The 20,515-nt window shown below is 59.2% G+C and carries 15 protein-coding genes; 10 read left to right on the top strand and 5 right to left on the bottom strand.

Features of this window, described 5'->3' with window-relative positions; genetic code table 11:
- The first annotated feature begins 15 nt into the window (after positions 1 to 15).
- The gene (locus VHB22_RS07770; protein ID WP_325456389.1) at positions 16 to 1,158 is read left to right on the top strand and encodes an anhydro-N-acetylmuramic acid kinase; all 1,143 of its coding nucleotides are present in this window, start codon (positions 16 to 18) and stop codon (positions 1,156 to 1,158) included.
- 12 nt (positions 1,159 to 1,170) lie between these two features.
- Here the strand turns inward: VHB22_RS07770 and VHB22_RS07765 are convergent, their stop codons facing one another.
- The gene (locus VHB22_RS07765; RefSeq protein WP_325456388.1) at positions 1,171 to 1,953 is read right to left on the bottom strand and encodes an alpha/beta hydrolase; all 783 of its coding nucleotides are present in this window, start codon (positions 1,951 to 1,953) and stop codon (positions 1,171 to 1,173) included.
- Between the two features lie 269 nt (positions 1,954 to 2,222).
- Here VHB22_RS07765 and VHB22_RS07760 point away from each other — a divergent pair, with 269 nt between their 5' ends.
- The 7 genes from VHB22_RS07760 to VHB22_RS07730 all read left to right on the top strand — a co-directional run bounded on the left by VHB22_RS07760 (position 2,223) and on the right by VHB22_RS07730 (position 9,682).
- Positions 2,223 to 3,791 carry an aminotransferase class V-fold PLP-dependent enzyme gene (locus tag VHB22_RS07760; protein ID WP_325456387.1) on the top strand — a complete coding sequence of 523 codons (1,569 nt, stop codon included), beginning with the start codon at positions 2,223 to 2,225 and terminating at the stop codon, positions 3,789 to 3,791.
- Positions 3,792 to 3,850: 59 nt separating this feature from the next.
- On the top strand, positions 3,851 to 5,320 hold the full coding sequence (gene sufB, locus VHB22_RS07755) for a Fe-S cluster assembly protein SufB (protein WP_325456386.1): 1,470 nt from the start codon (positions 3,851 to 3,853) through the stop codon (positions 5,318 to 5,320).
- A 39-nt stretch (positions 5,321 to 5,359) separates the two neighbouring features.
- On the top strand, positions 5,360 to 6,115 hold the full coding sequence (gene sufC / locus VHB22_RS07750; RefSeq protein WP_325456385.1) for a Fe-S cluster assembly ATPase SufC: 756 nt from the start codon (positions 5,360 to 5,362) through the stop codon (positions 6,113 to 6,115).
- A 1-nt stretch (position 6,116) separates the two neighbouring features.
- Entirely contained in the window at positions 6,117 to 7,451 is a 1,335-nt protein-coding gene (sufD, locus tag VHB22_RS07745; RefSeq protein WP_325456384.1) for a Fe-S cluster assembly protein SufD, read from the top strand.
- Between the two features lie 9 nt (positions 7,452 to 7,460).
- The gene (locus VHB22_RS07740) at positions 7,461 to 8,744 is read left to right on the top strand and encodes a cysteine desulfurase (protein ID WP_325456383.1); all 1,284 of its coding nucleotides are present in this window, start codon (positions 7,461 to 7,463) and stop codon (positions 8,742 to 8,744) included.
- A 23-nt stretch (positions 8,745 to 8,767) separates the two neighbouring features.
- On the top strand, positions 8,768 to 9,226 hold the full coding sequence (locus VHB22_RS07735; RefSeq protein ID WP_325456514.1) for an SUF system Fe-S cluster assembly protein: 459 nt from the start codon (positions 8,768 to 8,770) through the stop codon (positions 9,224 to 9,226).
- A 69-nt stretch (positions 9,227 to 9,295) separates the two neighbouring features.
- Positions 9,296 to 9,682, top strand: a complete 387-nt coding sequence (locus tag VHB22_RS07730) for a HesB/IscA family protein (RefSeq protein WP_414652719.1) — start codon at positions 9,296 to 9,298, stop codon at positions 9,680 to 9,682.
- Between the two features lie 56 nt (positions 9,683 to 9,738).
- Here VHB22_RS07730 and VHB22_RS07725 read toward each other — a convergent pair whose 3' ends face one another.
- Together VHB22_RS07725 and VHB22_RS07720 are read right to left on the bottom strand one after the other, a co-directional pair.
- Positions 9,739 to 11,355 (bottom strand): DEAD/DEAH box helicase, encoded by a 1,617-nt coding sequence (locus tag VHB22_RS07725; protein ID WP_325456382.1) that lies wholly within the window; start codon positions 11,353 to 11,355, stop codon positions 9,739 to 9,741.
- Between the two features lie 328 nt (positions 11,356 to 11,683).
- Positions 11,684 to 12,358 carry an aquaporin gene (locus VHB22_RS07720; RefSeq protein ID WP_325456381.1) on the bottom strand — a complete coding sequence of 225 codons (675 nt, stop codon included), beginning with the start codon at positions 12,356 to 12,358 and terminating at the stop codon, positions 11,684 to 11,686.
- A gap of 313 nt (positions 12,359 to 12,671) precedes the next feature.
- On the opposite strand from VHB22_RS07720, the gene VHB22_RS07715 reads away from it, so the two are divergent.
- Entirely contained in the window at positions 12,672 to 14,105 is a 1,434-nt protein-coding gene (locus tag VHB22_RS07715; RefSeq protein WP_325456380.1) for a fatty acid desaturase family protein, read from the top strand.
- Between the two features lie 30 nt (positions 14,106 to 14,135).
- Here VHB22_RS07715 and parE read toward each other — a convergent pair whose 3' ends face one another.
- Positions 14,136 to 16,145 carry a DNA topoisomerase IV subunit B gene (parE, locus tag VHB22_RS07710; protein WP_325456379.1) on the bottom strand — a complete coding sequence of 670 codons (2,010 nt, stop codon included), beginning with the start codon at positions 16,143 to 16,145 and terminating at the stop codon, positions 14,136 to 14,138.
- 162 nt (positions 16,146 to 16,307) lie between these two features.
- Complete coding sequence (gene panC, locus VHB22_RS07705) at positions 16,308 to 17,168, bottom strand: pantoate--beta-alanine ligase (protein WP_325456378.1); 861 nt, start codon at positions 17,166 to 17,168, stop codon at positions 16,308 to 16,310.
- A gap of 170 nt (positions 17,169 to 17,338) precedes the next feature.
- Between panC and putA the strand changes: the two genes are divergently transcribed.
- Complete coding sequence (gene putA / locus VHB22_RS07700; RefSeq protein WP_325456377.1) at positions 17,339 to 20,515, top strand: bifunctional proline dehydrogenase/L-glutamate gamma-semialdehyde dehydrogenase PutA; 3,177 nt, start codon at positions 17,339 to 17,341, stop codon at positions 20,513 to 20,515.

Here is a 20,515-nt window from a genome sequence, read left to right as displayed (position 1 = left end):
CGCGGCGGCGGCAACATGCACGGGAAGATGATGATGAGCAAGGTGATGCGCGCGCTCGGGCTGATGAGCGGCACTTCGCTCGATGGGATCGACGTAGCCTTGCTTGAAACCGATGGCGAAAAGGTCGTCAAACGCGGTCCGGCGCTGATCTGTCCTTATGATGACGAAATACGCCAAATGTTGATCGCGGCCACTGCAGAAGCCAAAACGCTGCAGTCGCGCAGTGAACGCCCAGGTTCGCTGGCCGGGGCGGAACGTGAATTGACCGACCGCCATGTTTCCGCCGTTGCGCAATTCCTGAAGAAAAATGGGATCGACAACGCAACGATCGAGCTGATCGGCTTCCATGGGCAGACGGTGCTGCACCGGCCGGAAGCCGGTTTGACCGTGCAACTCGGTCTCGGCGATGTGCTTGCGAACGCAACGGGCCGTCCGGTGATCTATGATCTTCGCGCCGCTGATGTTGCGGCTGGCGGGCAGGGTGCGCCGTTGGTCCCGGTATATCACCGCGCCCTGATCGAAAAACTCCCGTCGCGCCCGGTCGCAATCGTCAACATCGGCGGCGTCGCCAACATCACTTGGATCGGTCGCGACGGAGACTTGATCGCATACGATACAGGTCCTGGTAACGCTTTGCTCGACGATTGGATGCAGCGGCGAACGGGTGCTGCTCGCGATGATGACGGCGCAGCGGCAGCTCGTGGCACCGTCGATGAAAATGCCGTGCGGTTTCTTCTTAGCCATCCCTATTTCGCGAAGCCGCCGCCCAAGTCGCTAGATCGCAACGCCTTCACGCTCGACGCCATTGCCGAGCTTTCGACGGAAGATGGTGCAGCGACGCTCGCAGCATTCACAGCGCAGACGATTGCCAAAGCACGCGAGTTCCTGCCGCAAGAACCTGAGTTATGGATCGTCGCGGGCGGCGGCCGACTCAATCGCGCAATCATGGGATGCTTGGCCGAGCGTGTGCATCACGCCGTTGTCCCGGCCGAAGCGGCAAATATCAATGGCGATAGCTTGGAAGCGGAAGCTTGGGCCTATCTCGCCGTCCGTTCCGATAAAGGCCTGCCGATCACCTTTCCCGGTACGACAGGCGTATCCAAACCGCTGACGGGCGGCGTACGCGCCGATCCCGCCCCGGCGCGCATGCCGTCGTGATCGGCGCGGCTCTTATTCCTCGTCGCTATCGTCGTCGCCACCGGCTCCGGGAGCAGGCGCGCTCTGCGCTTCCATGCGTTCGAGCTCGCGCTGACGCTGCCGTTCGCGCTCTCGCTCACGTTCGCGCTCCTTGTTACGCTCGCGATCTTCCTCGAATTGGATCATCCGTTCGTCGAGATATTTGCCGACGACGTCGCCTAGCTCTTCTGTCTTGTTTTCGAAGAAATGGTTGGCGCCGGGAATGACCTCGTGGGCGATCTTGATGCCGCGCTGCACCTTCGTCTTGACCGACATTTCAGCAACCGCCGACGTCGGCACGACGCGGTCAAGTTCGCCGTTGATGAGCAGGCCGGACGAGGGGCACGGCGCGAGGAAGTTGAAATCGTAAAGGTTGGCAAGTGGCGCGACGCAGACAAATCCGTCGATCTCCGGACGGCGCATCAGAAGCTGCATCGCGATCCAGGTACCGAACGACACGCCCGCGATCCAGCAGGTCTTGGCATCCGGCTTGACGAGCTGCAGCCAATCCAGCGCCGACGCGGCGTCCGCAAGCTCGCCGGGGCCGCTATCCCAGACGCCCTGGCTGCGGCCGACGCCGCGGAAGTTGAAGCGGAGGACCGAAAATCCCCGAGCCGCAAAGGTGTGATAGAGCGTGTAGACCACCTGATTGTTCATCGTCCCGCCAAGCTGCGGGTGGGGATGCAGGATCAGCGCAATCGGGCTGTCGCTATTGTTTTCGTGGTGGTAGCGGGCCTCCAGGCGACCGCCGGGACCGTTGATAATGAGTTCAGGCATAAGAACTTTCTCTGGTTCGGGTGATGGGCTGCAGGCGCAGCCGGAGCTTCGGGGAGACGGCTAGGATGTTCAAATCCTCGTGCTCGAAATCTCAAACCTTGACTTGTCCGCTCAGGATTTCCATAAACTTAGAACAGTTCGAAACATACCTCGCAATTGGTTAAGCGCGCGCCGCTGTTCAGGGCGGCTCTCTTAGCACAGACGGGGGTATCGAGCGCAAGGCAAGGATTTTGCCGTCACTTGAGGCGGCTTTAGTCCGGAGACAAGACGTGGAACTGACAACGAAGGGCCGATATGCGGTCATGGCGATGGCGGACCTCGCCAGTCGCGCCGATCAGACGGCGGTTCCCCTGTCTCTGGTCGCGGAACGCCAGCACCTGCCGTTGCCCTACCTGGAGCAGCTCTTCGTACCGCTGCGCCGTTCCGGCCTTGTCGAGAGCGCGCGCGGCCGGACGGGCGGTTATCGGCTCGCCAAGCTTCCTTCGGAGATTTCCATCGCAGCGATCATGGCTGCGGTCGAAGAAGCGACCCGTTTCACGCGCTGTTCCGATAACGATCCACGTTGCTCAGTTGCGACCCCGTGTCTGACGCATGGATTGTGGAGCGCCCTGAGCGAAGCAACGACGGCCTTCCTTTCGTCTGTCAGTTTGGCTGACATTGTTGCTGGCGGAAAATACGCAGCCCGGTCGGCATCCGCGCCAGTTTCAGCGCACGCACCGAAACGCGTTTATCTCGACTACAACGCGACCGCGCCGCTTCGCCCGGAAGCCAAGGCCGCGATGGTTGAAGCGCTCGATGTCGTCGGCAATCCGTCTTCTGTTCACGCCGAAGGTCGCCGAGCCCGAGCAGTCATTGAAGCTGCGCGCGAAAGCGTTGCGCGGCTCGTCGGCGCGAAGCCATCGGAGATCGTATTCACGAGCGGAGCTTCGGAAGCCAACGCATGGGTCATGGCGCAGCCATGGACGACAATTCTTGCAAGTAGCATCGAGCACGATTCGGTGCTCGCGCTGGCACGTAGCGCGAAAGCGAACATTGTCATGCTTTCAGCAGGCCAGGATGGCGTGGTTCGTGTCGAGGAAATTGCCGAGCACCTGCTGAAGCGTGGCATTGCCGGCCCGTCTGTCGTTGCTCTGCAGATGGCAAACAACGAAACCGGTGTCATTCAGCCCATCGCCGAAGTCGCGGAATTTGCGCGGGCATACGGCGTCGCCATTCACTCCGATGCAGTCCAGGCAGCAGGCCGGCTACCGATTGATTTTACGGCACTTGGCCTCGATACGATGGCGATCTCGGCGCACAAATTTGGCGGACCGAAAGGGGTTGGCGCGCTGGTTATTCGTGACCATCTTGATCTTGTGCCTCTGCTGCGTGGCGGAGGTCAGGAGCGGCGGCGGCGGGCCGGGACTGAGAATATCGCAGCGATCGCTGGTTTCGGCGCTGCGGCAGAAGCGGCTCAGGCTGAATTGAATGGAATCGACGCAGTTCAGAAACTGCGTGGCAGCCTCGAAGCGCACATCCGGCGGGTCAGTCCCCAAGCGGTGATCGTTGGCGAAACGGCGCCCCGGCTCGTGAACACCATTTCGGTGGCGCTGCCGGGCAAACTTGCCGAGACGTTGGTGATCCGCCTCGATCTTGCAGGCATTGCGGTCAGTGCTGGCTCGGCATGTTCGTCGGGCAAAGTCGGCGCAAGCCATGTCCTCGAAGCGATGGGTCTTGGCCCGGAGATCGCCACAAGCGCGATCCGCATCAGCCTCGGACCGGCGACGACAAAAGAAGAGATTGCAGCATTCGCGGAAGCTTGGCGGCAGATTGCCGGAGCGCCCGCAATTGCAGCTTAGGATTCGGCAGAAGAGTTGAAGTGCCGCGCTGCGGCGACAGTTGAAAGAGAGATGAGGAAATGGCTGCTGTTCAGGAGACGATCGAGCAAGTCAAAAAGATCGACGTCGACCAGTACAAGTACGGCTTTGAGACACGCATCGAGAGCATCAAAGCCCCGAAAGGGCTCGACGAGTCGACCGTGCGCTATATCTCGGCCAAGAAGGGCGAGCCGGAATGGCTTTTGAATTGGCGTCTTGAAGCCTTCCAGCGCTGGAAGGCGATGACCGAGCCGACGTGGGCACGCGTCCACTACCCAAAGATCGATTTTCAGGACCTCTATTACTACGCGGCTCCAAAATCGACGGAAGGCCCGAAGTCGCTCGACGAAGTCGATCCCGAGTTGCTCGAAACCTATAAGAAGCTCGGCATTCCGCTTAAAGAGCAGGAAATTCTTGCTGGAGTGCAGTCCTCGCGCGTTGCGGTCGATGCGGTGTTCGATAGCGTCTCGGTCGTGACAACATTCAAGAAAGAACTGGCGAAAGCCGGCGTCATCTTCTGCTCGATCTCGGAAGCCGTGCGTGAGCATCCGGAACTGGTGAAGAAGTACCTCGGCTCCGTCGTGCCGCAGTCCGACAATTTCTATGCGGCGTTGAACTCCGCTGTCTTCTCGGACGGCTCGTTTGTCTACGTGCCGGAAGGCGTCCGCTGCCCGATGGAGCTTTCGACATACTTCCGCATTAATGAGAAGCAGACGGGACAGTTCGAGCGCACATTGATCATCGCCGACAAGGGCGCCTATGTATCCTACCTCGAAGGCTGCACGGCGCCGACGCGCGACGAAAATCAACTGCACGCCGCTGTCGTCGAACTTGTCGCGCTCGACGATGCCGAGATCAAATATTCAACCGTCCAGAACTGGTATCCCGGCGATGCGCAGGGCAAGGGCGGAATCTATAACTTCGTGACGAAGCGCGGCGATTGCCGAGGCCATCACGCGAAGATTTCGTGGACGCAGGTCGAAACCGGCTCTGCGATCACATGGAAATATCCGAGCTGCATCCTGCGCGGCGACTACTCGCGCGGTGAGTTTTATTCGATTGCCGTCTCGAACGGCTATCAACAAGTCGACAGCGGCACGAAGATGATTCATCTAGGCAAGAATTCGTCGAGCCGCATCATTTCCAAGGGCATCGCAGCAGGCTTTTCGCAGAACACATATCGCGGACTCGTCTCGGCGCATCGCAAGGCCACGGGCGTCCGCAATTTCACGAACTGCGACTCGCTCCTGATCGGCGACAAGTGCGGTGCGCATACCGTGCCCTACATCGAAGCCAAGAATTCGAGCGCCCATTTCGAGCATGAAGCGACGACGTCGAAAATATCCGACGACATGCTCTTCTATTGCCAGCAGCGCGGACTTTCTTCCGAGGAGGCGATTGCTCTCGTCGTCAACGGTTTTGTGCGTGACGTGCTGCAGCAGCTACCGATGGAATTCATGGCCGAAACTCAGAAGCTAATAGGCATTTCGCTCGAAGGTTCGGTCGGCTAACGGCACCGTTATACGTCACATCAGTTCAGTGGATAAAAAATGCTTGAGATCAAAAACCTACACGTAAAGCTAGAGGACGAAGACCGCGTAATCCTGAAGGGTCTGTCACTAACGGTCCCGAAGGGTGAAGTGCACGCCATCATGGGCCCGAACGGCTCGGGCAAGTCGACGCTCGCGTATGTCCTCGCAGGCCGCGACGGCTACGAAGTGACCGAAGGCGACATCCTGTGGAATGGCGAGTCGATCCTCGACATGGAACCCGACGAACGGGCCGCCAAGGGCGTATTCCTTGCGTTCCAGTATCCGATGGAGATCCCGGGCGTCGCAGGTCTGACGTTCCTGCGTACGGCTCTCAACGCGCTCCGAAAGAAGCGTGGCCAGCCCGAGCTTACGACGCCGGCCTTTATGAAACTCGTCAAGGAAAAGGGCGAGAAGCTCAACATCGACGTCGAGATGCTGAAGCGTCCTGTCAACGTCGGCTTTTCCGGCGGCGAGAAAAAGCGCTCCGAAATTTTGCAAATGGCTTTGCTCGAACCGACGCTTTGCGTACTCGACGAAACGGATTCGGGCCTGGACATCGATGCGCTTCGTATTGTCGCCGAAGGCGTCAATGCGCTTCGCGACAAGGATCGGGCATTTCTCGTCATCACGCACTATCAGCGGCTATTGAATTACATCGTACCTGACAAGGTTCACGTGTTGGCCGATGGACGCATTCAGAAAACCGGCGGCAAGGAACTCGCTCTCGAACTAGAGAAGTCGGGTTACGCGGACTACACCGGCAAGGCGGCGTGACATGAACGTAGCAGTTATGAAAACGAAGGCCGAGCAGGCTCTGACCGAAGTATTCGAGGCAACGGTCGCGAAGCTTCCGGGAAGCGCAGCAGTAAAGGCAAAGCGTGCCGAGGCCATCGGTACATTCGGTTCGCTTGGGCTTCCGCATCGGCGCATCGAGGAATGGAAGTACACCGATCTTCGGGCCAACCTAAAGGAAGCGCTTCCGCCAGCCGTCGATGATGCGACGCCGCTGACGATCGCCGAGCTGATTGTCGCTCTCGGCCCGCTCGCGCATATCGACGCCCATCGCGTGGCGTTCGTTAACGGTCGGCATCGTGCGGAGCTGGACGATGTCGGTGATGCCCCCGGTCTCGACGTTGCGTCGCTTGGAAATACGCTGGCATCCGCCCCCGACAAGGTTGCCGATGGACTGGCGAATGTCGAAGCGAGCGGGGCTATAGCGTCACTCAACACGGCCTTCATGACCGATGGCGCGATCGTTCGGATCTCTGACAAGGTCGAACTGGCAAAACCGCTGCTGGTTGTTTTCGCGCGCGCGGGCGGCGAAAAGAATTCGGTCGCTGTGCGTAACGTCATTTCGGTCGGCAAGGAAGCGACGGCGACGATCATCGAGGCTTACGTTACCGTTCCAGGCGCTGCGAAAGACGCCCAAAGCAACGCATTTTCGGAAGTGACCGTCGGCGACGGCGCAAAGCTGAGCCACGTCAAAGCCGCGGTCGATGAAGGCAAGTGCGTGCATCTCGCCAATTGGGATGTCTCGCTCGGAGCTGACGCAACGTACCACGGCTTTCAGTTCTCATCAGGACTCGGTCTCGCGCGCAACGAGATCAACATCCTTTACACGGGCGAGGGTGGTAAGCTCGATCTGTCCGGTGCCTACATGGCTCGCACCAATGAACACGTCGACACCACGCTTGTGGTCGATCACGCGGTGCCGGGTTGCGAAAGCCGCGAGCTGTTCAAAGGCGTTCTCGACGGCCATGGGCGCGGCGTGTTCCAGGGCAAGATCATCGTCCGGCCGGATGCGCAAAAGACGGACGGCAAACAGATGTCGCAGGCGTTGATGCTATCCGAAGATGCCGAGTTCGACTCGAAACCCGAGCTCGAAATCTTCGCCGACGACGTGGTCTGCGGGCACGGTACGACCTCGGCCGAACTTGATCCGGATTTGCTCTTTTATTGCCGCTCGCGCGGAATTCCGGAAAGAGAAGCCCGCGCCCTGATGATTGAATCGTTCATCGGCGAAGCGATCGACAAGGTCGAAAATCCTGAAATTCACACGGCGCTGATGACGCTGGCGACGAACTGGCTCGCTGATTCAACGCGTGGATAGGAACCCAAGATGGGAAGTGAAACAAAAATTTCTCCGGCGCGGAGTGCGGGTTCACAAGCGGGTCTGACTGCCGCGCCATACGACGTCTATCTTATACGGACGGACTTCCCGATCCTCTTCCGTGAGGTTCATGACCGGCCGTTGGTCTACCTCGACAACGGCGCATCTGCCCAGAAACCGCGTTCCGTCATCGACGCGATGGATTACGCGTATCGCTTCGAATACGCTAACGTGCATCGCGGTCTGCACCATCTGTCGAATGTTGCGACTGATCACTACGAAGCCGCGCGCGAGACGGTTCGGCGCTTCCTCAATGCCGAGCACGCCGATGAGATTATCTTTACGCGCAACGCGACGAGCGCCATCAACCTCGTCGCGCGCTCGTTCGGAGAGCCGATGATCGGTCAAGGCGACGAGATCGTCATTACGATCATGGAGCACCACGCCAATATCGTACCTTGGCATTTTCTGCGGGAGCGCAACGGCGCGGTGCTGAAATGGGCGCCGATGACCGACAGCGGCGAGCTGATGATCGACAAGATCGATCAGCTGATCACCAAACGCACCAAGATGGTCGCCGTGACGCACATGTCAAACGTCCTCGGCACCATCAATCCAGTGAAGGAGATCGTTCGGCTGGCGCATGCCAAAGGTGTCCCCGTTCTGATCGACGGCAGCCAGGGCGCGGTGCACATGGCCGTCGACGTCCGCGATCTCGATTGCGACTTCTATGTCTTTACGGGTCACAAAACGTATGGCCCCACGGGCATCGGAGTCCTTTACGCCAAGAAGCAGCATCTTGATTCTATGCCACCCTACGAAGGCGGTGGCGATATGATCGAGAGCGTTACGCTCGACCGGATTACTTACAATAAGCCACCCCATCGCTTTGAAGCAGGGACGCCCGCCATCGTCGAAGCGGTCGGTCTTGGCGCCGCGCTCAATTACATGATGCAGATCGGGCGTGAGAAAATCGCGCGCTACGAAGCGGAACTCGGAGCATATGCGGCGGAGCGTTTGGCTGGGCTTCCGTGGCTCAAGCTTTATGGCACGGCGCCCGGCAAAGGTGCGATTTTCTCGTTCGCTGTCGATGGTCTCCATCCGCACGACGTTTCGACAATCATCGATCGCTCAGGCGTTGCGATCCGCGCCGGGCACCATTGCGCGCAGCCATTGATGGAGCGGCTGGGTGTCACCGCAACCTGCCGCGCATCATTTGCGTTGTACAATACCAAGAGCGAAGTCGATGCGCTCGTCACTGCGCTGACCAAAGCCCACGACCTTTTTACATGACATCATTGCCCCAGGAGCTTCCGATGCATGATGGGAAGCAGAAAACCGAAGAGCGCGAAGCGCTGAAGACGGCGGTCGAGTCACTTGACGCGCCCTCGGAGGATAACGTTGCGTTGGCTCCTCCCGTCGAAGCAGCTGCAACCGCGTCAACTTCACCTCCGTTGCCGCCGGAAGAAATTGAGAGGCTGACGAACGATATCGTTGCCGCCCTGAAGACCGTTTACGACCCCGAGATTCCCGCCGACATCTACGAGCTTGGCCTCATCTACAAGGTCGAGATCGACGATGATCGCAACGTCGCCATTGAGATGACCTTGACTGCGCCGGGGTGTCCGGTCGCAGGAGAAATGCCGATATGGGTCGAAAATGCGGTATCGGCGGTCGCCGGCGTAGCCCAGACGAAAGTCGATATCGTGTTCGATCCCCCTTGGGATCAAAGCCGGATGTCCGACGAAGCGCGACTGGCCCTTGGCATGTTTTGAGGCATCTCGCTTTTGCCATTCGAATTCCCATATATTCGTCGCCAGACGACTCGAACCACGGAGGCCTAGGTGCCGTCGCTTAGAATGATGCCAAAGGTCATGACATTGACGGACGCCGCAGCTGCGCGCGTCGCGGCACTGATCGCCCAGAAGCCGGGCGTCAAGGCGCTGAAGATCGGCGTCAAGAAGGGCGGTTGCGCGGGCATGGAATACACGATGACCTGGGCCGATGAGATCGGCAAGTTCGATGAGGTCGTCGAAGATAAGGGCGCCGTCGTGCTCATCGATCCTGCCGCGATCATGTACCTGCTCGGCACCGAGATGGACTACAAAGTCGATAAGCTCTCGTCGCAGTTTGTCTTCAATAATCCGAACCAGAAGAGCGCTTGCGGCTGCGGAGAGAGCGTTAACCTCGAACCAGCCGTCCCGCCGGGTTTCGCCCCTGCGGATCGCTGACGCCCAAAAGCCAAATCACCGCGGTCGTGGTGCGAGCTTGAGTGAAATCGGGAACCCTAGCCCCGACCTCGAACTTTGTCCGGACGTACCGGCCTTCGCATAAATGCCGGAACGTTTTCAGCGAACCCGAGCCGTTCGTCGCTTCGCGAGGCAGGTTGCGGTTTGTGCCGCAGGTCCTTGCTCGGACGTTCCTCTGCCGGTTCGCGCCGCGGCGTTTTTGGCTCATCCGTCCAGCTGTCGGCGGCCCGCTGACGCCGGACGGGTTTAGGAGTCTGCGCCGCTCCAGATTGCGGCCGCCCGTTTTTCTGTTGACGCTCCGGCTTAGCTTGCTGCCGTTGCGCTTTTTGGGCGCTTTCGTCACTCGTGCCCGTCGAAGCTCGCCGCTGGGCCCCATTGGTGGCCCGCGACTCGGGCGCGCGATGCTCGCCGCCGGCGCCACGAGATTTTGCGGATTTTCCTTGAGAGGCTCCGCGTCCGGAACTGGCACGTCCGCCGCGTCCTCGCCGTCGCTTACCCGCGCCGGCAATGTCTTCGTCGGTCGGGGGATCGCCGAGCCAGACGGCAGCTTCGCCCGTCACCTTCTCGATGTCGGCGACAAATTTCAAATCGTCGGGGCTGACGAGAGAAGCAGAATACCCCTCGCGTCCCGCCCGGCCCGTTCGGCCGATGCGATGCACGTAATCGTCAGCGGCCCAGGGTAGGTCGAAATTGAAGACGTGCGAAACGTCCGGGATATCGAGGCCGCGCGCCGCAACGTCGGAAGCCGCAAGCAGCATGATTTCGCCGTTGCGGAACTTATCGAGCGTGTCCATGCGGCTCGTCTGATCCATATCGCCATGCAATGCGCCGGCGTTGAACCCGTGCTTCGTCAGCGATTTATAGAGCACCGCAACGTCGCGCTTGCGATTGCAGAAAATGATCGCGTTTTTGACGTTGCCATCACGGATAAGCTCGCGGAGGATCTCGCGCTTCGCCCAGTCTTCACCGTTTTGGCAGTAAACGAAGCGCTGGGTGATTGTTTTTGCAGTCGTCGCGGGCTTGGCGACCTCAATCCGCACTGGATCTTTCAGGAATTGATTGACGAGGCGCGTGATTTCCGGAGGCATCGTTGCAGAAAAGAACAGCGTCTGTCGCCGCGGGGGCAGCAGTTTGCAAATTTTCTCGATGTCGGGAATGAAGCCCATGTCGAGCATGCGGTCGGCTTCGTCGATAACGAGAATTTCGACGCCCATCAGCATGACGCGCCCGCGTCCGAAATGATCGAGTAAGCGCCCGGGTGTCGCGATCAGCACATCGACGCCACGGTCCAGTTTCTTGACTTGATCGTCCATCGATACGCCGCCGATAAGGAGCGCGACTGATAGTTTGTGATTGATGCCGTATTTTTCGAAACTCTGCGCCACCTGCGCCGCGAGCTCGCGCGTCGGCGCGAGAATAAGAGAGCGCGGCATACGCGCCCGGGCTCGACCTGTTTCGAGCCGCGTAATCATCGGGAGTGTAAAGGAAGCGGTCTTACCGGTTCCTGTCTGAGCGATGCCGAGAACATCGCGGCCGGTTACGGCAACCGGAATTGCGGCGGCTTGGATAGGGGTCGGGTTGACGTACCCAGCGGCCGTTATTGCTGCCTGAACCTTGGGCGAAAGCCCTAGGTCAGCGAACGTCTTGCTTTCCAATAGATGTAGTCTCCATCTGCACAAGTTTGATGGTCCGGCGCTGGGGCGCCAGACAGTCGATCAAGAGCGCAGGGGGAAAGTGCCGAAAAGGTCCAAAGCTAAATATGGTGCAGATCAAAAAGGCATCAAAAAATGCGCAAATTCGATCCCCTGCGCTCCGGCACGCCCGCGTGCTCGCACACATCCTGGCCGAGCGCAAGGAAAACCCGGCGGTTTCGACAGCTTGAGCCGCGAGCTTCTGTCACGGGATCGTCGCTCGGCTCCGACTCGAAAGGAGAATTTAGAGCTGATGGCGGGACTGATATCCCGCCACCGTTCTCGACAGAAGTCATGATTCGTCGAGCAGCCACTTGCCGAAGAGGCCTCCGATAATGCCGCCAAGGATCGGGGCAACCCAGAACAGCCAAACCTGCGACAGTGCCTCCCCACCTGCATAGAGCGCTGCTGCGAGGCTGCGAGCAGGGTTAACGGAGGCATTGGAGATCGGAATGGCCATGAGGTGGATCGCGGTGAGCGTAAGGCCGATCGCGAGTGGCGCGAGCAGGCTCGGTCCATTCTCTCGGGTTACGCCCATGATGACCAGGATGAAGAACGCCGTCAGCACAGTTTCGAGAACAAAGACCTGGGACCACGTAGCCTTGAGCATGGAAAGGTCGCCGTAGCCGTTGGCCGCGAAATTTGCACCCGTATGGCCGACGAGTGAGAAAATTCCACATGCCGCGCAGGCGCCGATGACTTGCACGATGATGTACGGGACTGCTTTACCGGCCTCGAAACGGCCCCCGGCGACGAGACCGAGCGTAACCGCCGGATTAAAGTGTCCGCCTGAAATCTGGCCGACGGCATAGGCCATGACCATAACAGTACAACCGATCGACAACGCCACGCCGAGAATTCCGGCCGCGCCCGCGGGCGCACCGAAAGAGTAGAAGGCGGCACCCAGAACGGATGCCATAAGCATGAAAGTGCCGAATGCTTCAGCCGCGAGCGCCTTGTAATTCATCCGAGTACGGTCCTCCTCGTTTATCAACGCGCGCCGATTCGCATCGCTTGCGAATCACTTTGGCGAGCGAATTGATCGTACCGAAGGGCAGCTATACGAGCGAGGCGGGAAAGGCACGAACGTCGGGCGCCCGTTGGTAAAAAAGCGTTACCGAAGCGTCACAAGCCGCGAATTGCTTATTTGTCTTATTAGCTTATTTGATTTTCTGAATGATAGTTGGTGCCGTATTTTGATATCCAGGATATCGTCTGGATAAGCCGAGACGCATCGCGTTACTGCGAACGCATTCGCAGGCTCAATATCGAGGCACGAAATGACTGTAAATGCCGGCTCCGCCCTAAGAAAATCCGAGGCGGTTTCACAGCTCGCGCCAAATCCTGCGGCCAGTGCGAACACTCCGGAAACGGGCCCACGTAAGGGTGTGCGGCGCGGCGCGGCCATCCGTGAGCTAAAGAAACGCGATAATTATACGAATTTTGCTCACATAGCCGTTGTCTACATCGTGATCGTGGCGTCGATCGCTGGTGCCATTTGGAGCTATCACCTCGTCGCCGCAAACGGCCTGAGCTGGTGGTGGGATGTTCCCACAACGCTCGCGGCGATCACCGCGATTGGCGCGTCGCAACATCAATTCGGCGGCGTCATTCACGAGGGAACCCATTTTATTCTCTTTGAGAACAAGATACTTAATGAACTCGCGTCCGATTGGCTAGCGGCGTTTCCGATCTATACCTCAACCTTTCATTTCCGGCTGCATCACCTCGCGCATCATCAGTTCATCAATGATCCGGTGCGTGACCCTGATTTCGCGCAACTGCACGATAGCGGCCACGATCTCGATTTCCCGATCACCCATTTCGAGATGCTTGCCGCACTCGGAAAGCAGCTTTGGCTCCCCAATTTGTTCCGCTACACGCTGGCGCGGGCGCGCTACAGCGCCCTCGGCACCGTCAACAATCCTTATGTCGATCGCGAACGTCGCGGCGAGAGATTGCCGACTCTTGCCGGTATTCTTTACGCAGTCGGTGCGCCGCTGATCGTCATTCCATTAATTCAAACGAACCACGGCGGCTTGGCGTTTGCTGCGCTCGGCCTACTGACTGCACTTGTCATCACGTATTTCGCGCGCCTCGACGAAGACAAACTCCCGCACGCGCATGTCGAGACGGTCATCTCCCACCGGACGACAAACATCAGCCGCGTCGTTTACATGGCCATCATGTATACCGCGTTGTCCGCCGTTCAGGTTGCAGGCTGGGGACCGGCCTGGCACTATTTCGCGCTGCTGTGGGTCGTGCCGCTATTCACGACGTTCCCTCTGTTCATGATCATGCGCCAGTGGGTGCAGCACGGAAACGCCGATCGCGGCCGCTACACGAATTCGCGCGTTTTTCTCGTAAATCCCTTCATCCGCTACGCCGTCTTTCCTTTCGGCATGGACTATCACCTTCCACATCACATCTATGCGTCGGTGCCGCACTACAAACTCAAGGGTCTCCACGAGCTTTTGCTGCAGGATCCGGAATACAAAGAGAAAGGGGTTGTCGTCGAAGGCTACTTTTACTCGCCGCACGGAGACGATGCCGCTCCACGAAATCCGACGGTCGTTGAGGTGCTCGGCGAGAAATACGCGCCGAAAAGTTCCGGCGACGTCTTTGTCGATACCGAAACGCTTGAATATGCGAAGATCAAAAACCCGGACGCGATCGCGCGCGAGAATCAGGATTCACTCCGCGAAGGCCGCTAACATCTCAAACAGCCAGCGGCTTCGCCCAGCTTAGATATCCAGATCCTTGGCGAACGCCGCACGCTCCTGGATGAAGCGGAAGCGCGCCTCCGGCTTCGATCCCATCAACGAATTGACAACGTCAGCGAGATCACGGCGTTCGTCTGAGCCAAGTGCGACGCGGAGCAGCATGCGCCGCCGTTTATCCATCGTCGTCTCTTTGAGGTCCTTGAAGTCCATCTCGCCAAGACCCTTGAAGCGCGTCACCTTGGGCTTTCTGCCCTTGAAATGCGTTTCCAGAAGCTGATCACGATGTGGTTCATTACGCGCGTAGGCGACGTCGGCCTTATCGGCAATTTTGTAAAGTGGCGGAACCGCCAGGAAGAGATGGCCGTTCTCGATCAGCTCCGGCATCTCCTGATAGAAGAATGTGATCAACAACGACGCGATATGCGCACCGTCAACATCGGCATCCGTCATGATGATCACGCGTTCATAGCGCAGATCATCGTCGCGATACTTGGCTCCCGTGCCCGCGCCGAGCGCTTGGATGAGGTCGGCGAGCAGCTGATTTTGCGAAAGCTTAGCGGATGACGCATTAGCGACGTTCAGGATCTTGCCGCGCAAGGGGAGAACCGCCTGCGTTTCGCGATCGCGCGCGCTCTTGGCGCTGCCGCCTGCCGAGTCGCCTTCAACGATGAAAATTTCGGTCCCCGCAGCCTGCTGGACAGAACAGTCCGCAAGTTTTCCCGGCAGACGGAGTTTTCGTGTTGCCGACTGCCGTCCAATCTCTTTCTCGCGGCGACGCTTTAAGCGCTCTTCGGACTGATCAATTGTCCATTCGAGCAGCTTCGTCGCTTGCTGCGGAGAATCAGCAAGCCAATGGTCGAAGGCGTCGCGCACCGCAGTCTCGACGATCTTGGTCGCCTCGACTGTCGCGAGCTTGTCTTTCGTTTGACCTTGAAATTCGGGCTCGCGGATGAAGACCGAGAGCATCGAAGCCGCCGTTCCCATCACGTCTTCGGACGTGATCTGCTGCGCTTTTTTCGCGCCGACCAGTTCACCGTAAGCGCGAAGACCTTTGTAAAGCGCTTGCCGCAGTCCGTTTTCGTGGGTGCCGCCCTCTGGCGTCGGGATGGTATTGCAGTACGACGACGAGAAACCATCTTCGTCCGAGATCCAGGCGACAGCCCATTCGACCGAGCCGTGGCCGCCGTCCTTCTCGATCCGGCCTGCAAAAATATCCTTCGTAACACGCGTCCGGCCCTCGATCGAGGACGTAAGATAATCGCTAAGACCGCCAGGGAAGTGGAAGACAGCCTGCGCGGGCGTGTCGTCCTTGATCAATTCCGGCGCGCACTTCCAGCGGATTTCGACGCCGCCGAAAAGATAGGCCTTCGAACGCGACATCTTCATGATGCGGGCAGGCTTGAAAGCGGCGCCCTTGCCGAAAATCTTTTCGTCCGGCTTGAAACGCGTTTTCGTGCCGCGCCGGTTCATGATCGAGCCGAGCTTTTCGAGCTTCGTCTGGGGTTCGCCGCGCGAGAACACCATTCGATAAAGCTGCTGGTCGCGCGCGACCTGCACTTCGAGCGTCTCCGACAAGGCATTGACGACCGACACGCCGACGCCGTGCAAACCGCCCGACGTATTGTATGCCTTTGAGTCGAACTTACCGCCTGCGTGAAGCACCGTCATGACGACTTCGAGGGCACTTTTGTTTTTGTATTTCGGGTGCGGACCGATCGGAATACCACGCCCGTTGTCCGTGACGCTCAGGAACCCATCGGCGGTCAGCTCAACTTCGATCCACGTCGCGTGGCCAGCGACGGCTTCGTCCATGGAGTTGTCAATCACCTCCGCAAAGAGGTGATGCATCGCCTTTTCGTCCGTGCCGCCGATATACATGCCGGGACGACGGCGCACGGGCTCCAGCCCCTCCAACACCTCGATGTGGTGCTCGCTGTAGCCCGAGCTATCCGCCGCCTTACGCGCGCGCGCCGATTTTTCAGTCATGTCGTTGTCGAATTCCGAAAACAGATCAATTTGCGATCGGCCCATGGGCAGCCCTCAATCATGTCGCGCCGGCAGGCACGGCACCGAAATCCGAAGCGGCCTGACGCACGACAGCAGAACCGCTGAGGCGAATCTTGAAGTCGTCCTTATAAACCGCGCCGGGCAGCACGCCACCACGCACAATGACCTTTGTGGCCGAAGCGCCACTTAGTCTTGGGTTCCGACGGCCACGTTGTCGATGAGCCGCGTCTTTCCAAGCCACGCGGCGGCAAGAACGCGCATCGATTTTCCGGGAGAAACGGATGCGCTGAGCGTCTGGGCATCGCGAATTTCGACGTAGTCGACCTTTGTGAATCCTGCTTCCGCGAGACCTGCAGTGGCGTCCGCCGTTATGACCGTGAATGGAGCACCGGTGGCAGCCTTGGCGGCAACATCGGTAATAACTGCATAGAGCGCCGGCGCGATTTGGCGCTCGCGCTCCGAGAGATAGGCATTGCGCGAAGAAAGCGCTAGACCGTCTCTCTCGCGAACCGTTGGAGCGGCAACAAGCGTCAACGGCATGTTGAGATCGTCAACCAATTGCCTCAGGACCGCGAGCTGCTGATAATCCTTTTCGCCGAACACCGCGCAGTCGGGCGTTACTTGATTGAACAGCTTGCAACAGACGGTGGCGACCCCGTCGAAATGGTGCGGCCGGAACGCCCCTTCGAGGTCGGCGGCAGCACTGCCGGCTTTCACGCCGGTCGAAAAGCCCGCCGGGTACATTTCGTCGACTCCGGGGCTCCAAACAATGTCCGCCTGTGCATCCTGAAGCTTTGCCAAGTCCCCGGCTTCGTCGCGCGGGTAGCGCGCCAGATCTTCATGTGGTGCAAACTGGGTCGGATTGATAAAAATCGAGACGACAACCTTGTCGGCGCTTTTCCGGGCACGCTCGACCAGAGCCAAATGGCCGCGGTGCAAAGCGCCCATCGTCGGAACGAGGGCAATTGTCTTGCCGTCGCTGCGCCAGCCGGCTGTGACCTGTCGCAGATCCCGAACGGTGCGAATGACTTTGGCGGAGTGTTTCACAAATTGCGCCCTTACGGAAAATCGAAGAAGTTCCTGCCGGTAGACGAGGCAACCCGTCAAGGGGATAAGGCGCCCGGCCGCAGAGCACGGGGCGGCGGAAAGGCTCACAATCTGCTATTCTCAGCAGGCGGGCGAATCGTAGGACTTCGCCCAGACAGAGCAGGACGGACATGGTCGCGGCTTTGCGGCGTGAAGATCTAACGCACGCTCTCCCGCCCCGGGATGAGTTTTCCGCGCAATATTTGACCGACGAGTATAGGCTCGTGGGCGCCCTGATCGAGCGCGCATTTTTCACCGAGGACGAGCGCCGCCGCATTGCCGATTTCGCCCGTCGACTGGTTCTGACCGCGCGCGCCGATAAAGCCAAACATTCCGGCGTCGATGCCTTCATGCATGAGTACGGGCTTGCGACGGAAGAAGGCGTTATTCTGATGTGCCTCGCGGAGGCGCTCCTCAGGATTCCCGATTCGGAAACGGCGAATGCATTCATCGCCGATAAGATCGCAGGTGGCGCGTGGGAAAAACACCTCGGCCATTCCGATAGCGCCTTCGTCAATGCGTCGACCTGGGGTCTGATGCTCACCGGCCGCATCATGAAGCTCAAGGAGGCAAAAGGCGCCAACCCGCTGCAGGTCATGAAAAGGTTGGTCGCGCGATCGGGCGAGTCGACTATTCGTCTTGCCGTCCGCCAGGCCGTTCGTCTGCTTGCCGAGCAATTCGTCCTCGGTCCGACAATCGAAAGCGCGTTGTCTCGGGCGCGCGCGTTTGAGGAGAAGGGCTACCGCTTTTCGTACGACATGCTGGGCGAGGCGGCACGCTCGGAACGCGACGCAGAACGTTACTTCCAACGCTATATGTCAGCGATTGACGCGGTCGGCGCGGCATCCGGCCCATTCACGGCAACCAATGCCGACGCAATTTTTGATCGTACGTCATTATCGGTGAAGCTTTCCGCGCTCCATCCGCGCTTCGAGCCCGGCAAGGAAGAGCGGTTACACACCGAGCTTGCGCCACGGCTGCTGACGTTGGCGCGCGCTGCGCGGGCGAAAGGGCTGGGCCTGACCGTTGATGCCGAGGAACAGGATCGCCTCGATATAACGGCGCAGCTGTTCGGCGAAACACTCGTCAATCCGCAACTCGAAAACTGGAACGGTCTCGGTCTTGCTGTCCAGGCTTACGGAAAACGAGCAATCCCGTTGCTCCGCTGGCTGAGACGTCTTGCGGAGCAGACCGGAAAGCGAATTCCGGTGCGTCTCGTCAAAGGCGCATATTGGGACAGCGAAATCAAATGGGCCCAAGAGCGCGGGCTGCAGGACTATCCTGTATTCTCGCGCAAGCTGCACACTGACGTATCCTATCTCGCCGCGATGCGTCTGCTGATTTCGGAGCCCGCCTTCTTCTTCCCGCAGTTTGCCACGCATAACGCGCACACCGTTGCGTCGGCGACGGTCGCCGGAGGTTCGGTCGAGTTCGAATATCAACGCCTTCACGGAATGGGCGAAGCGCTTTACGAACAGATTGTGGATAACGGACGGTCCGACCATCCGTGCCGCATCTATGCGCCCGTAGGCGGACATGAGGATTTGCTGGGTTATCTCGTCCGTCGCCTGCTCGAAAATGGAGCCAACACGTCGTTCGTCAATCGGCTCGGCAACGATGAAATGACGGTTTCCGAGATCATTGCCGATCCCGTTGAAATCGCCGATCGCGAGTACACTGCGGGAGAACGTCCCTCTCTGATCACGCGGCCGCGAGACATCTTCCTGCCCGAGCGAAAGAACAGTAGCGGCGCGCTTCTTACCGACGAAACAGTGCGAAACGCATTGCTCACCGAGGTTCAAAAAACGCTAAAGACGCCGTTTGTCGCCGGTCCGATCGTCAACGGCAGTCCGACGACGGGAGGCGACGCTGCGAAAATCGCCGTCTCCCCGCATGACAATCGCGAACGCATTGGCACGGTACGGCTTGCGACTCCGCAAAACCTTGAGGACGCAATTTCGTCAGCTCGTGAAGTGGCGGCAGGATGGGAGAGAACGGACGTCGCCGAGCGCGCGCGCATTCTGGAAGCGGCCGCCGATCTGTTCGAGGCGCAGCGGCCGCAACTATTGGCGGTGCTCATTCGCGAAGCAGGCAAGACGCTCGATGCGGCGCAGGCCGAACTTCGCGAAGCCGTCGATTATTTGCGCTACTATGCCGTCGAAGCGCGGCGGATCTTTTCGAGCCCGCTTTCTTTGCGTGGGCCGACCGGCGAGGAAAACATCCTGACCCTTCACGGACGAGGGCCGTTCGCCTGCATCTCGCCATGGAATTTTCCGATCGCGATTTTTACCGGCCAGATCGCAGCCGCGCTCGCATCCGGAAATCCGGTCATCGCGAAACCTGCCGAGCAAACACCGCTTGCGGCGTTTCTGGTGGTCAAGCTTTTGCATCAGGCAGGTATTCCGCGAAACGTTCTCCACCTCGTCACCGGAGGTGGTAAACTTGGGGAAGCACTGGTAAAGGACGTACGCGTCTCAGGTGTCGCCTTCACGGGATCGGGCGAAACGGCATGGGCAATCCAGCGCGCCCTCGCCGACCGTCGCAGTGCGATCGTGCCGTTTATCGCCGAGACGGGTGGCATCAATGCGATGATTGCCGATTCCTCCGCGCTTCCCGAGCAGGTTGTGCGCGACGCGGTCAGGTCGGCGTTCGATAGCGCCGGACAACGCTGCTCTGCAGCGCGCATTCTATTCGTACAAGACGACAGCGCTCCCCGGATCCGGTCGATGCTCGCAGGTGCCATCGAAGCGCTCGATGTCGGCGATCCGCTCGATTACGCAACAGACGTCGGTCCTGTTATCGACGAAACTGCGCAGGACATGCTCGAAAGCCATAAGGTCCGCATGCAGCGCGAGGCGCGTGAAATCATCGATCTCGCCATGCCCGAGCGATGCCGCGTCGGAACCTACGTTACGCCCGCGTTGTACGAGATCGATCGTCTCGCAAAGGTCGATCACGAGGTCTTCGGGCCGATCCTGCACCTGATCCGCTTTGAACGCGGTCATCTTGACAAGGTCGTCGCAGCCTTGAATGCGACAGGCTACGGTTTGACACTCGGTCTGCACAGCCGGATCGAAAGCGTTGCCGAGTACGTCGCCGAGAACGCCCGAGTCGGCAACCTCTACATCAACCGCAACCAGATAGGCGCCGTCGTCGGCGTGCAGCCATTCGGCGGAGAAGGACTCTCGGGTACGGGGCCGAAGGCTGGCGGACCAAACTATCTGATGCGCTTCGCGACAGAACGCACGCGATCAATCGATATTACGGCGACCGGCGGCAACTACACGCTCCTGAGCGGCGAAGCGTAA

Source organism: Hyphomicrobium sp. (genome assembly GCF_035548195.1).
Taxonomy (GTDB): domain Bacteria; phylum Pseudomonadota; class Alphaproteobacteria; order Rhizobiales; family Hyphomicrobiaceae; genus Hyphomicrobium_B.
The sequence above is the reverse complement of the archived record's forward strand: the minus strand, read 5'-3'. Positions and strand labels throughout refer to the sequence as shown.